Origin of the sequence: Variovorax sp. dw_308, assembly GCF_019207085.1 — a bacterium.
Classification (GTDB): Bacteria; Pseudomonadota; Gammaproteobacteria; order Burkholderiales; family Burkholderiaceae_C; genus Variovorax.
This window is the reverse complement of the sequence record NZ_JAATOM010000001.1, coordinates 148,135-161,075: the sequence shown is the minus strand read 5'-3', so window position 1 is coordinate 161,075 and position 12,941 is coordinate 148,135. Positions and strand designations below refer to the sequence as shown.

Annotated in this window: 14 protein-coding genes; 9 read left to right on the top strand and 5 right to left on the bottom strand. The window is 68.6% G+C overall.

The genetic code is table 11. From position 1 onward, the window contains the following. The first annotated feature begins 1 nt into the window (after position 1). The 5 genes from HCU76_RS00710 (at position 2) to HCU76_RS00685 (ending at position 2,437) form a co-directional block, all read left to right on the top strand. Positions 2–472: a GNAT family N-acetyltransferase gene (locus tag HCU76_RS00710; RefSeq protein WP_213955240.1), complete on the top strand. Its 471-nt coding sequence runs from the start codon at positions 2–4 to the stop codon at positions 470–472. After that, positions 472–882 carry a PaaI family thioesterase gene (locus tag HCU76_RS00705; RefSeq protein WP_213955239.1) on the top strand — a complete coding sequence of 137 codons (411 nt, stop codon included), beginning with the start codon at positions 472–474 and terminating at the stop codon, positions 880–882. Before HCU76_RS00710 ends, HCU76_RS00705 begins: the two co-directional genes overlap by 1 nt. A gap of 82 nt (positions 883–964) precedes the next feature. Continuing rightward, a complete protein-coding gene (locus HCU76_RS36440) occupies positions 965–1,798 on the top strand; it encodes an SRPBCC domain-containing protein (RefSeq protein ID WP_256353896.1) in 834 nt (277 codons plus the stop codon). Next, a complete protein-coding gene (locus HCU76_RS00690) occupies positions 1,795–2,133 on the top strand; it encodes a DUF1161 domain-containing protein (RefSeq protein WP_213955238.1) in 339 nt (112 codons plus the stop codon). Before HCU76_RS36440 ends, HCU76_RS00690 begins: the two co-directional genes overlap by 4 nt. A gap of 28 nt (positions 2,134–2,161) precedes the next feature. Continuing rightward, positions 2,162–2,437, top strand: a complete 276-nt coding sequence (locus tag HCU76_RS00685; RefSeq protein WP_213955237.1) for a DUF2277 domain-containing protein — start codon at positions 2,162–2,164, stop codon at positions 2,435–2,437. 41 nt (positions 2,438–2,478) lie between these two features. Here HCU76_RS00685 and HCU76_RS00680 read toward each other — a convergent pair whose 3' ends face one another. Both HCU76_RS00680 and HCU76_RS00675 read right to left on the bottom strand, forming a co-directional pair. Further along, the gene (locus tag HCU76_RS00680) at positions 2,479–2,796 is read right to left on the bottom strand and encodes a DUF1330 domain-containing protein (RefSeq protein ID WP_213955236.1); all 318 of its coding nucleotides are present in this window, start codon (positions 2,794–2,796) and stop codon (positions 2,479–2,481) included. 97 nt (positions 2,797–2,893) lie between these two features. Continuing rightward, positions 2,894–3,088 carry a hypothetical protein gene (locus HCU76_RS00675; RefSeq protein ID WP_213955235.1) on the bottom strand — a complete coding sequence of 65 codons (195 nt, stop codon included), beginning with the start codon at positions 3,086–3,088 and terminating at the stop codon, positions 2,894–2,896. Between the two features lie 93 nt (positions 3,089–3,181). On the opposite strand from HCU76_RS00675, the gene pbpC reads away from it, so the two are divergent. Further along, positions 3,182–5,416 (top strand): penicillin-binding protein 1C, encoded by a 2,235-nt coding sequence (gene pbpC / locus HCU76_RS00670; protein ID WP_218508164.1) that lies wholly within the window; start codon positions 3,182–3,184, stop codon positions 5,414–5,416. A 58-nt stretch (positions 5,417–5,474) separates the two neighbouring features. Continuing rightward, positions 5,475–6,953: an MDR family MFS transporter gene (locus tag HCU76_RS00665; RefSeq protein ID WP_371319747.1), complete on the top strand. Its 1,479-nt coding sequence runs from the start codon at positions 5,475–5,477 to the stop codon at positions 6,951–6,953. A 27-nt stretch (positions 6,954–6,980) separates the two neighbouring features. On the opposite strand, the gene cynS is transcribed toward HCU76_RS00665, so the two are convergent. From cynS to HCU76_RS00650, 3 genes are all read right to left on the bottom strand, one after another. Further along, the gene (gene cynS, locus HCU76_RS00660) at positions 6,981–7,424 is read right to left on the bottom strand and encodes a cyanase (protein ID WP_213955232.1); all 444 of its coding nucleotides are present in this window, start codon (positions 7,422–7,424) and stop codon (positions 6,981–6,983) included. A 794-nt stretch (positions 7,425–8,218) separates the two neighbouring features. Further along, positions 8,219–8,647: a nuclear transport factor 2 family protein gene (locus HCU76_RS00655; protein WP_213954965.1), complete on the bottom strand. Its 429-nt coding sequence runs from the start codon at positions 8,645–8,647 to the stop codon at positions 8,219–8,221. Between the two features lie 79 nt (positions 8,648–8,726). Next, positions 8,727–9,653, bottom strand: a complete 927-nt coding sequence (locus HCU76_RS00650) for an aminotransferase class IV (RefSeq protein WP_345944660.1) — start codon at positions 9,651–9,653, stop codon at positions 8,727–8,729. Between the two features lie 101 nt (positions 9,654–9,754). On the opposite strand from HCU76_RS00650, the gene HCU76_RS00645 reads away from it, so the two are divergent. Next, positions 9,755–10,549 carry a TetR/AcrR family transcriptional regulator gene (locus HCU76_RS00645; RefSeq protein ID WP_213954966.1) on the top strand — a complete coding sequence of 265 codons (795 nt, stop codon included), beginning with the start codon at positions 9,755–9,757 and terminating at the stop codon, positions 10,547–10,549. Positions 10,550–10,714: 165 nt separating this feature from the next. Then, positions 10,715–12,871 carry a YccS family putative transporter gene (gene yccS, locus HCU76_RS00640; RefSeq protein ID WP_213954967.1) on the top strand — a complete coding sequence of 719 codons (2,157 nt, stop codon included), beginning with the start codon at positions 10,715–10,717 and terminating at the stop codon, positions 12,869–12,871. Positions 12,872–12,941 lie beyond the last annotated feature (70 nt).

Below are 12,941 nucleotides of genomic sequence, written 5' to 3'. Positions count from 1 at the left end.
GATGCACATCCGAATCGACGACCTTCGCGGCCCTGAGATCCATGCCCTGCTCGACGAGCACCTGCGCAACATGCGGGCGATCTCGCCGCCCGAGAGCGTGCACGCGCTGGACCTCGACGCGCTGCGCCAGCCCGACATCACCTTCTGGACGGCCTGGTCGGGCGACGCGCTGCTGGGCTGCGGCGCACTCAAGGAATTGAGCCCGACGCACGGCGAGATCAAGTCCATGCGCACGCCCGAGGCCCACCGACGCAAGGGCGCCGGCCGCGCCTTGCTCGCACAGATCATCGAGGAAGCACGCCGACGCTCTTACGCTCGCCTGAGCCTGGAGACCGGGCCCATCGCGACCTTCCAGCCCGCGCACAAGTTGTACGCCAGCTTTGGCTTCACTTACTGCCCGCCCTTCGGCGACTATGTCGAAGACCCGCACAGCGCTTTCATGACCCGCCTGCTATTCACCGAGGAGACCTGATGCTCGACCTTGCCACGCTGCAGAAATTCCTGGACCCGGTGTTCCCGGGCCTCATGGGCGTCAAGCTCGCCGAGGTCGCGCCCGAGCGCGTGCTCGCGACGATGGAAGTCCGGCCCGACCTGTGCACCTCCGGCGGCATCCTGCATGGCGGCGCCTACATGGCATTCGCCGACACGCTGGGCGCCGTCGGCACGGTGCTGAACCTCGCACCTGGCAAGAAGACGACGACCACCGATTCCAGCACCAAGTTCATCGCGGGGGCCCGTGTCGGCACGGTGGTCACCGGCGAGAGCCTGGCGCTGCACCGGGGCCGCACGACGATGGTCTGGCAGACCACGATCAAGAACGCTGACGGCAAGCTGTGCGCGGTGATCACGCAGACGCAGCTGGTGCTGGACGGGGCGAGCTGAAAAGGGCCTGGCACCTACGTCGCGAGAGCCCCGGAAGCCAGAGTGCGGGTCCCACCGGACCCGCAACACAAGGAGACCCACGATGCCCATCCAACTCGACCACACCATCGTCCCCACGCGCCACAAGCTCGCATCGGCAAGGCAACTGGCCGAACTGCTCGGCGTCCCCTGGGCGGAGACCTCCCTCGGCCCCTTCTCCCCGGTATTCGTCAACGATGGCCTGACGCTCGACTTCATCGATACCGATGAAGACTTCCCCATCCATCACTTCTGCTTCCGCGTGAGCGAGGCGCAGTTCGACGCGATCCTCGGCCGCATCCAGGCCGCGGGCATCCCCTACCGCAGCACGGTGACCGGCCCGATGAACATGCAGATCAACACCGAATACGGCGGCCGGATGGTCTACTGGAACGTGCCCGACGGCCACCAGTGGGAGATGCTGACGGTGAGCTATGCGCGCCCCGCGCCTCGCGATTTCCTGCACACGCGCCTGATCGATGCGCCGCGCGAGTTGGTGTTCAGCGCCATCAGCCACCCCGAGCACCTCGCACGCTGGTGGGGGCCCCGGGGCTTCTCCAGCACCTTCCGCGGTTTCGACTTTCGCAAGGGCGGCGCGTGGCGCTTCACGCTGCACGGCCCGGACGGCACCGACTATCCGAACGAGAACACCTTCGCCGACATCGTGCCGCTGAAACGCGTGGTGATCGAGCACATCGCCTCCCCCCACCACTTCATCCTGACGATCGACCTGGCAGACCAGGGCCAGCGCACCCTGGTCACTTGGCGCCAGGCCTTCGACACGCCGGAGGAACGCGATCGCGTGGCCCACGTCGTGGTCGAGGCGAACGAGCAAAATCTGGATCGGCTCGCCGACGTGGTGCGAGACATCCAGACCACTCCACAGGGAAAGCCATGACCAGGCTGATTGCACTCTTCATCGCCCTCCTCGCCGCATCCGCGTCGAGCCACGCGCTCTCCTGCGACGAACTCAAGGCCGAGATCGACCAGAAGATCAAGGCAGGCGGCATCGCCAGCTTCACCTTGACCATCGCCGATGCCGCATCCAGCGAGCCCGGCCGCGTGGTCGGCACCTGCGGCAACGGCAAGAGCAAGATCCTCTACGTGGCGGCGGCCGGGTCAGCGGGCGCCAGCCTTCAGGCCACGTCGACCACCAAACGGCCGGCCGTGCTCACCGAATGCAAGGCGGGCTTCACCGGCCCTGATTGCATGACGCGGATCGGCAGCCAGTAGACCCACCAGACGCACCGGGAGCACGCGCATGTGCAGGAACATCCGAACGCTTTTCAATTTCGAGCCGCCGGCCACCGAGCAGGAAATCCGCGACGCCTCGCTGCAGTTCATCCGCAAGCTGAGCGGCTTCACCGTGCCATCGAAAAGCAACACCGAGGCCTTCGACCGCGCCGTGGAGGAAGTGGCGGCCACGGCGCGGACGCTGATCCGGTCGCTCGTGACCACGGCCGAGCCGCGTGACCGGGAAGTCGAGGCGCAGCGAGCCAAGGCCCGGTCGGCCGCGCGCTTCGGCGAACGCGCCTGAAGGTGATTCTTTTCGCTGTCGCCAGGCCGTGAGTCGACGGCCTACGCCTTCGTGTCGCCCGGTTGCGGCCCCTCGTAGCCTTCGATGATCACGAGGTCGAGGGTCGAGACCGAGGTGCGCAGCTTGAGGGCCGCCTGGTACTCCGGCGATTTCCAGCAATCGAGGGCGGCCTGGTGCGACGGGAACTCGATCACGACGTTGCGCGAGCGGCTGATACCTTCGGGATTCTCGAACGGGCCGGCACGCACGAGGAAGTGCGCGCCGTACTTGCGGAACGGCTCCGCATTGGCCGCGATGTAGGCCTTGTATTGCTCCGGGTCGGAGACGTCGACGCGCGCGATCCAGTAACCCTTGGGCATGTGAGGCTCCGATTCGTGAGATGCGTTGATGGAGCCTCACGATAGGTTCAGCGGCCCGGCGTGGCAAGGCCGGGCATCAGGCGCGCGACATCCCGCTTCAGCGATACGCGGGATTGTCCGGCGCCCGGTCGTAGCGATTGGGCACGCCGTCGCCGTCGCGGTCACGATCACCGCGGCCGCGTGCATGAGGCGGCGGCTCGGCGCGCGAGTAGCCCGCGTCGTAGGGCACGGCGACGCATCCCGACAAGGCGGTGATGGCCGCTGCGGCCAGCAAGAGAACTGTTTTCTTCATGGTGTTTCCTTTTCTTTCACAGCCTTCACAATGGCCGCCGGGCCCGCGCGCAACAACGCCGCATCTGCCCGTATTCGAGTAGTCCCCAGACCCATGCGTCCTCCCCCGAGCCGCCGTCCATTGCCGTTGATCGCCATCGCCATCCTGTTGGCGATGACGGTGCCGCACGCGCAGGCGGTGCCGGCCTTCGACGAGGTGCGGCGCGACTTCCATCCCTCCGACGTGCGCGTACTCGACCGCGATGGCGAGCTGCTGCAGCGCGTGCGCACCGACGCCACCGTGCGGCGCGGGCAATGGGTGGCGCTGCCTGACGTGTCGCCCGCCTTGCGCAGCGCGATGCTGCTGTCGGAAGACAAGCGCTTCCATGAGCACAGCGGTGTCGACTGGCGCGCCGTGTCGGCGGCCGCGTGGGGCAATCTCTGGAACACGCGCACGCGTGGCGCATCGACCATCACCATGCAACTGGCCGGCCTGCTCGATGAAGACCTGCGCCAGGGCGCGGGCGGGCGCAGCCTGTCGCAGAAAGTCGGCCAGACCCTCGATGCGCAGCGACTGGAGCGCACCTGGCGCAAGGACCAGATCCTCGAGGCCTACCTCAACACCGTGCCGTTCCGCGGTGAAGTGGTCGGCATCGACGCCTTGTCGCGGACGCTGTTCGGCAAGGCGCCGAGCGGGCTCGACGCGCGCGAGGCCGCACTGGCCGCGGCACTGGTTCGCGCGCCCAACGCCAAGCCAGCGCAGGTGGCGCAACGGGCCTGCGAGCTGCTGCGAACGATGGAACAGACGGGCCCGGATCTCCGCCAGGCCGACTGCGACGCGATGGACATGTTCGCCAGCGCGGCCCTGCAGCGCCGCGTGTTCGATTCGAGCGAAGGCATCGCACCGCACCTCGGGCGCCGCGTCGCGAACAACGCGAATGGCGCAGAGAGCATCCGCACGACCTTGCGCGCGCCGCTGCAACGCTTCGCGCTCGGCGCCTTGCAGCGACACCTGCGCGAATTGCGCGGTCGCGAGGTGGAGGACGGCGCACTGGTCGTGCTCGACAACGCCAACGGCGAAGTGCTGGCATGGGTCGGCTCGTCGGGGCCGCTGAGCCAGGCGGCCGAGGTCGATGGCGTGCTGGCGCAGCGCCAACCCGGCTCCACGCTGAAGCCGCTGCTCTACGCGCAGGCGATTGCCGAGCGGCGGCTCACGGCCGCATCGCTGCTGGACGATTCATCGGCGCAGATCAGCACGGCCAGCGGTCTCTACATCCCGCAGAACTACGACCGGCTGTTCAAGGGCCATGTGTCGGTGCGCACCGCGCTCGCCTCGTCGCTCAACGTGCCGGCCGTACGCACGCTGGTGATGGTGTCGCCCGAGGCGTTCGCGCGCCAGTTGCGCGCGGCGGGCTTGCCGCTGCGCGAGAGCGGCGACTATTACGGCTACAGCCTGGCGCTGGGGAGTGCGGAGGTGTCCCTGCTGGCGTTGACGAACGGGTACCGAACACTCGCCAACGGTGGCCGCTACAGCCCGACGCGGGACGTGGTGCAGGCCCAGCCGGGCGCCGTCCAGGGCCGGCAGGCGATCGACGAGGGCGCGGCCTTCATCGTGGGGGACATCCTCAGCGACGCCAATGCGCGTGCGCGCACCTTCGGCCTGGACAGCGTGCTGGGCACCCGTTTCTGGACGGCCGTCAAGACCGGCACCAGCAAGGACATGCGCGACAACTGGGCCATCGGCTGGTCGCAGCGCTACACGGTCGGCGTGTGGGTCGGCAATGCCAGCGGCGCGCCGATGCGGGACGTGAGCGGCACCAGCGGCGCGGCGCCGGTGTGGGCCGACCTGATGGGCTTCCTGCACCGGCACGAACCCAGCCGCGCGCCATCGCCGCCGGCCGGCCTGGTGCAGGCGAAGGTCACGTTCGGCGCCAGCGCCGACGCCGACGCCGACGCCGACGCCGACGCCGACGCCGACGCCGGGCCGCTGGAGGCGGCGCGCAGCGAATGGTTCCTGCCAGGCACCGAACAAGCGCTGTTCGCGATCGAGCCCGCCACGGGCGACAGGGCAGCGGCGCGCATCACCGCACCGGCCGACGGCACCATCCTCGCGCTCGATCCGGACATCCCGCCCAACCGCCAGCGCGTGAGCTTCGAGGCCACCGGCCGCTCAGTCCGCTGGCGCATGGACGGCAAGCCCTTCTCGCGCGAGAACAGCGTGCAATGGCTGCCCTGGCCCGGCCGTCATGTCGTGCAGCTGACCGATGCGCAGGGCACGGTGCTTGACGAGATCCGGCTCGAAGTCCGCGGCGCCGGCGTCAAGGGCGGCAGGGCGGCGCGCGGGCCTTGACCCCACCCCGGCACGGGCGAGGCCGTTCGCCGATCATCCAGCGCTGCATTCCACGCGCATCTCCATGAAAAAGAACACCCACCGTCCGCTGGTCATCGCCGCGGTCATGGCCTCGATGGCCATGGTCGCGATCGAGGCCACCATCGTCTCCACCGTGATGCCCCGCATCGCTTCCGACCTCGGCGGCCTCGGCCTCTACAGCTGGGTCTTCGCATCCTTCCTGCTCGCGCAGACCGCGATGACGGTGGTTTTCGGCAAGCTCTCCGATCTCTACGGCCGCAAGCCGGTGATGCTGACGGGCATCGCGATCTTCCTCACGGGCTCGGTGCTTTGCGGCTTCGCATGGTCGATGCCGGCCATGATCGCCTTCCGCCTGCTGCAGGGCATCGGCGCCGGCGCGGTCCAGCCCATGGCGCTCACGATCGTCGGCGACCTGTACCCGGCGCGCGAACGCGGCAAGGTGCAGGGCTACCTCGCCAGCGTATGGGCTGCGTCGTCGGTGCTGGGGCCGCTGGCGGGCGGGCTGATCGTGAGCAACTTCTCGTGGGGCTGGATCTTCTGGATCAACGTGCCGATCGGCATCGCGGCCGCGGCCGGTTTCTGGTGGTTCCTGCACGAGACTCCCGCAGTCCGCCGCGCGTCGATCGACATCCCCGGCGCGATCCTCTTCACCGTGGGCATCGCGGCGCTGATGATCTGTCTCACCGAGTTCGGCCTGGGCCAGCCCGGCGTGGCATGGGCCTGGGCCGGCCTGTTCGCCGTCGTCGCCTTGCTGTTCATCGCGCAGGAGCGGCGCGCCGCCGATCCGATGGTGTCGCTGCGGCTGTGGGGCACGCGCGTGATGGCGACGCTCAATGGCTCCGCGCTGCTCGGCGGCATGGCGCTGATGGGCGCGACCAGCTTCGTGCCGATGTACGTGCAGGTGGTGCTCGGGCAGACGCCCGTGGTCGCGGGCCTGATGCTCACGATGGTTACGCTGGGCTGGCCCATCGGCGCGACGCTGGCATCGCGTACCTTCCTGCGCTTCGGGCTGTGGCGCCTGATGATCGTGGGCGGAGTGCTGCTGCCGCTGGGCACCGCGGTGTTCGCGCTGCTGGAGCCTGGCCATCCGCCGATGCTGGCCGGCGTGGGTTCCTTCCTGCTGGGCCTGGGCATGGGCCTCGTGAGCCTGTGCTCGCTGATCATCATCCAGGAGTCGGTGGACGTGGCCCAGCGCGGCATCGCCACGGCCTCCAACGTGTTCTCGCGCAACCTCGGCAGCGCGCTCGGCGCGGCGTTCTTCGGCGCGGTGTTCAACTTCGGCCTGGCGCGGCTGCATGGCGGCCAGTCGATTCCCGAGGACCAGCTTCGCCACCTGTTGCGCGAATCGACCGTGCAGGCCGCGGCCGATTCGGTGACACGGCTGGCGCTCGGCGGCGCACTGCATCTCACCTTCGTCGCCTTGTTGCTGACCAGCGTGGGAACGATCGTGCTGGCGCTGATGCTGCCCAGGGGCGGCGTGATCGGGAGCATGCGGGAGGTGCCGAAGGCATCCTGACCCGCGCCGGCCAGGAAGGCTCCTTCGTCAGTAGGTCTTGTACGGCAGGAACTTCCCCGACAGCACCACGTTGACGCGGTCGCCCTTCGGATCGGGCGTGCGCGTGATGTTCATGCTGAAGTCGATCGCGCTCATGATGCCGTCGCCAAATTCCTCGTGGATCAGTTCCTTGATCGTGGTTCCGTAGACGCTGACCATCTCGTACCAGCGGTAGATCAGCGGGTCGGTCGGCACGGCGGTGGGCAGCGAGCCCTTGTACGGCACGACCTGCAACCACTTCTGCTCCTCGGCGCTGAGGCCGAAGATCTTGCCGACGATCTTGGCTTGCGCGGCGTCGAGCGTCATCTGGCCGAGGCAGGCGGCCGTCACCCATTCCTTCGACAGGCCGACTTTCTTCGCGACATCGGCCCACTGGATGCCCTTGGCTACCTTGACGGTGATGATCTTTTCGGTGACGTCGTTGCGGTTCATGGTTTGGCTCCTTCTGGATTGAGGCGCTTCGAGGCAAGCAACTGGCGTGCCGTCCTCGTGCTTCCCGGGGAGCGCCCGGCAGACCATGCCCTCCGGTCGCCTTCACTGTGACGGTCGCTGCGCGACTCCCCTGCGGTGCTCGCGTTTCGCGGGGTCCACGTGAACTCGCTTCGCTCAAACAGCACGTGGCCCTGATCCGCGAAACGCTGCGCTCCTCGGCGCCACAGAGGCGGCAACCGGAGGGCATGGTCTACCGGGCTTGGGGGTGATCGGAGGTAGGAGCGTCTCGGAGACTGAAGAGCCCCAGGCAATTGCCGCGGACCCGGGCGGCCGTCCCCGCTCGCCGCTCGCCGTAACAGCAACCCGAGCCTCAGCCCCGCCCCCGCCCCAGCCCCCGCCCCCGCCCCCGCCCCAGCCCCAGCCCCAGCCCCAGCCCCAGCCCCAGCCCCAGCCACCGCGACCGCCACCGCCACGGCCACGGCCACGGCCACGGCCGCAGTCGCAGTCGCAACCACGACGCGGCGCTGTGATCTATCCGCTCACAGGCATCACTGCCCGTTGATCAACCCCGCAGCCCGGCATGCGGTGCGCGACGGATGCCGCCTCTGTGCCGCTGAAGCGCGCAGCGTTTGGCGGACAAGGGCCATGTGCTGTTTGAGCGAAGCGAGTTCACATGGACCCCGCCGAACGCGAGCACTGGAAGGGAGTCGCGAAGCGACCGGCACAGTGAAGGCAGCCGGCGCGCACCGCATGCCGGGCGGACCCCGCAGCGCACCGAACATGAAACTATCGACTCATGAAGCCCGCGCCCAACGAAACTTCCGATCCGCTTCCGCAATCGGCTGGTCGTTGATGCTTGCGTAGCGCTTCGCCATCAGCCCCTGCGCGGTGAACTCCCAGTTCTCGTTGCCGTGACTGCGAAACCACTGCCCCGAGTCGTCATGCCATTCGTACTCGAAGCGCACCGCGATGCGGTTGTCCATGAAGGCCCAGAGCGTCTTCCTGAGCCGATAGTCCAACTCGCGTGCCCATTTGCGCTGCAGGAACTCGACCACCTGCTCGCGACCGTGGATGAATTCCGCGCGGTTGCGCCATTCGGTGTCCGGCGTGTAGGCCAGGCTGACGCGAACCGGATCGCGCGTGTTCCAGGCATCTTCGGCCGCCTGTACCTTTTTCGTGGCGGATTCGAGGGTGAAGGGAGGTAGGGGTGGACGTGATTCCATGATCGGCTTTCGTGGCGGGGTGTGGGCACGCCGGCTGAATGTGCCACACCGCCATGCCCCGTGTCTTGCCCCTGCGCGCTCAAGCCCCGCTGCCGTAGTCCACCGGGTCGTTGTACGCCGGGTCATCGTGCAGCGCCCAATAGCCGTCATGGAGCCGCGTGGTCACGGGCCCGGGGAACGGCGGCAGCGGCTGGCCATCGATCTTGCCGATGGGCAGCACGCCACCACCGCTCGACGTGAGGAACACCTCGTCGGCATTGCGCAGCGCATCGACCGACAGCGGCCCCACATGCAGGGGAATGCCCAGCGTGCCGCACAGTTCCAGCACGGTGCGCCGGGAGATGCCTTCCAGCACGCCCTTGTCCGCCGTGAAGACCTGCCCGTCCTTCACCGCGAAGACGTTGAAGCCCGGCCCCTCGGTGACGTTGCCCTCTGCATCGACCACGCAGCTGGTGTCGTGCCCCCGGTCGTAGGCGTCGAACATCGATTGCACCAGGTCGATCCAGTGGTAGTTCTTGACCGTCGGATCGACCGACGCGGGCGAGATGCGCTGGCGCTCGCTGATGTGCAGGTCGATGCCGGCCAGCTGCTTCTCGCGCGACGCAATCCACACATAGGGCAGCGCATAGGCATAGAAGCGGTTCTGCGCCAGGCGCGGGTCGCGGGCGCCGCGCGGCGGCACGCCGCGCGTGCAGACCATCGCGACGTAGCCGTCCTGCAGGCCGCCCGCGCGCACGCAACCATGCAGGATCTCGCGCAGCTCTGCGCGCGAGTACGGGATGCCCAAGTGCATCTTCTGCAGGCTGTGGAAGAAGCGGTCCATGTGCGCGTCGAGGCGGAAGAAGCTGCCCTTCCACGTCGTGGCGACGTCATAGGTCACGTCGGAACGGGTGAAGCCCCAGTCGAACAGGGAGACTTTTGCCTCCGACAGCGGCGCGTACGCGCCATCGATGAAGACGCAACCGCCGTCGAACTGGCCGACGGGCGGGGTGGCGGGAATGAGCACTTGGAACTCCTCGAAAAAGGGGCGCGGAAGGACGGGTGAAAAATTAATTGTACGTTGTTCAATTAAAATTGAACACCGGACAAGACGCCTAGAATCCGCCGATGCCGAGTCCGCGACCTCCTCCCGCCTCCCGCAAGGCGTCACCACCCGCGCGACCTCGCCCGGGCCGTCCACGCAAGCAGGACGCAGCCAGCGGTGGCAACGCGGCACTGGGACGCGAGCGCATCCTGCAGGCGGCCCTCGACCTGATCGATCGCAAGGGCCTGCCAGCCTTCAATATCCGCCAACTCGCGGCCAACCTCGGCGTGTTTCCGGCCGCGATCTACTGGCACGTTCCGAGCCGCGATGCCTTGGTCTCCGGCGCCATCGCGCTGGCGCTTGCGGAAGTGGCCACCGGCCTGCCCGATGGCACCTGGCAAGTGCGCCTGCGTGCGGTACTGCAGGGGTTTCGGGAGGCGCTGCGCCAGCATCCGCACCTGGCGCCGGCCGTGGCCAGCGAACTGTCCTGCAACGCTGCCTTCGATGCGCCGCTGTTGCAGCATGTGGTCGCCGCGCTGGAGGATGCGCGCTTCGAAGGCGATGCACTGGTCGACGCCTTCAATGTCGTCATTGCCGCGATGTGCGGCTTTGCCACGCTGGAACTGTCGAGCGCGCCCGCGGACGACACGGCCGCCTGGGAAGCCGCCTGCCGCGCGCAGATCGACGCGGTGGATCACGCACGACACCCCCACCTGGGCCGCAACCTCGACGCCTTGCGCAACCGCGCCTTCCTGCTGCGCTGGTCGAGCGGCAAGACGCAGCCGCTCGCCAGCGGCTTCGAAGCCTGGGTGGACGTGGTGCTGCGCGGGCTGGAGTCCCGCAGCCGGGCATTGCGGGCCGCGGAGCGGCGCGGATGAGCGCCGCCCGGCCGCTCCGAAGGCGCTCGCACCGTAGCGCGCAGCGCGAAGGTTACCCGGTGAGCGCCGCCCGGCCGCCCGAAGGCGCTCGCACCGAAGCGCGCGGCGCGAAGGTTACCCAGTGAACGTCGTGGCGCTGCGGCACGATCGTTGCAGCGCAACACCATGTTCTCGCTGAATGTCTCCGCCACGTTGCGCCGCCTGTGGGCGTTCAACAGCTTCGCCTACAGCGTTCGCGTGGGGATTGCGCTCGGGGTGCTCGTGGGCGGCTGCTGGTCGCTCGACCAGATGCCGCTACTGGTGCCCTTGTTGCTTGGCGTGGTGGCCAGCGCGCTGGCGGAGACCGACGACAACTGGCGCGGCCGCGCCCGGGCGCTGCTGCTGACGCTGGCCTGCTTTGCGACGGTGGCGTTCGCGGTGCAGGCCGCGTTCGCCCATCGCGCGGTGTTCGTCGCCGGGCTGGTCGTGGTCACCTTCACGCTCACGATGCTGGGCGCCATCAGCCGGCGCTACCAGGCGATCGGCTATGCCACGCTGATCCTGGCGCTGTACACCGCCATCGGCATGGACCAGCGCGGCGATGCGGGCCAGGCCTTCTGGCTGGAGCCGGCCCTGCTGCTGGCGGGCGCGAGCTGGTACGGCCTGCTGTCGGTACTCTGGTGCGCGCTGTTCGTCCACCAGCCAGTGCAACAGGACCTGGCGCAGGTGATGCGCGAGCTGGAGGCCTACCTGCGGCTCAAGTCCACCCTGTTCGAGCCCGTGCGCGACGACCAGGGCGAGGTGCGGCGCCTGCGGCTCGCGCAGCAGAGCGGCCGCGTGGTGATGGCGCTCAACCAGGCCAAGGAAGGCCTCTTCAACCGCATCGACGCCACGCGCTCCAGCCACCGCATGCAGCAGTACATGGGGCTCTACTTCATCGCGCAGGACATCCATGAGCGGGCCAGTTCGTCGCACTACCCGTACGACGCCCTGATCGATGCCTTCTTCCACAGCGACGTGCTGTTCCGCTGCCAGCGCCTCCTGCGTGTGCAGGGGCGCGCCTGCGGGGAGCTGGGGCGCGCAATCCTGCTGCGCCTGCCCTTCGTCAAGGGGGACGAGAGCACCACGGCGCTGCGCGACCTGCGCAACGCCATCGACTACCTCGACACGCATCGGGATGCGCAGGGGACCGACTTGCTGGCCTCGCTGCAAGCCCTCGCCGGCAACCTGGCCACGCTCGATGCCCAGCTCGCGGGCGCGAGCGATCCAGCCATGCAACTCGGTGCCAACGACGGCGCGCTGTATGACCGCACGCCGCGCTCGTGGCGTGACGCGTGGGGCCGCGTGCGCGAGCAGTTCCGCCTGTCGTCGCCCTTGCTGCGGCACGCCCTGCGCTTGAGCCTCGCGCTGGCGGCCGGCTATGGGCTGATGCGCGCGATCCATGCGCACCAGGGCTACTGGATCCTGCTGACCACCATCTTCGTCTGCCAGCCCAGCTTCAATGCCACGCGGCAACGCATGCTGCAGCGGGTGGCGGGCACCTTCGTCGGCCTCGCCATCGGCTGGGCGCTGTTCGACCTGTTTCCGAACCTGCTGCTGCAAGCCATGTTCACCGTGGTGGCCGGCGTGCTGTTCTTCAGCACGCGCACCACGCGCTACACCATCGCCACGGCCTCGATGACGCTGGTCGTGCTGATGTGCTTCAACCAGACCGGCGACGGGCAGGTGCTGATCGTGCCGCGCATGGTCGACACGTTGATCGGCAGTGCGCTCGCCGGCGCGGCCGTGTTCCTGGTGCTGCCCGACTGGCAGGGCCGCCGGCTCGATGCACTGGCCGGCCGCTGCCTGGCGGCACTGGCGCACTACCTCCGCGAACTGGCCCGGCAGTTCCAAGACGGCCGCGTCGACGACCTGGCCTACCGCCTCGCGCGGCGCAACGCGCACAACGCCGATGCCGCGCTGTCGACGGCCCTGGGCAACCTCATGACCGAGCCCGGCAGCCGCGCCGACGAAGGCGAGCGCGGCCTGCGTTTCCTGGTGCATTCGCACACGGTGCTCAACTACCTTTCCGGCCTTGGCGCGCACCGCGAGGCATTGGCCGCGGGCGAACGCTCGAGCGCGCTGCTGGCGGATGCCGAGCAGGTCGCATCCGTGCTGCAGGCGCTGGGCAGCAGCCTGGCGCAGGGCCGGGCGCCCGCGTCCGGCAACCCCTCCGCGGCTGCGGAGGCCGGCGGCACGAATGCCGCCGACGCCTCGCAAAACCTGGTGGCCGAGCAACTGCGCCTGATCCACGGCCAGCTCGGACCGTTGCAGCAGGCGGCGCGGTCGCTCGTTGCGCACTGAGGACGCATCGAGGAGGCATTGACTCAGGTCCCACACTGCGCGGCCGGAGCGTCCCTGGCGCGTACGTTGC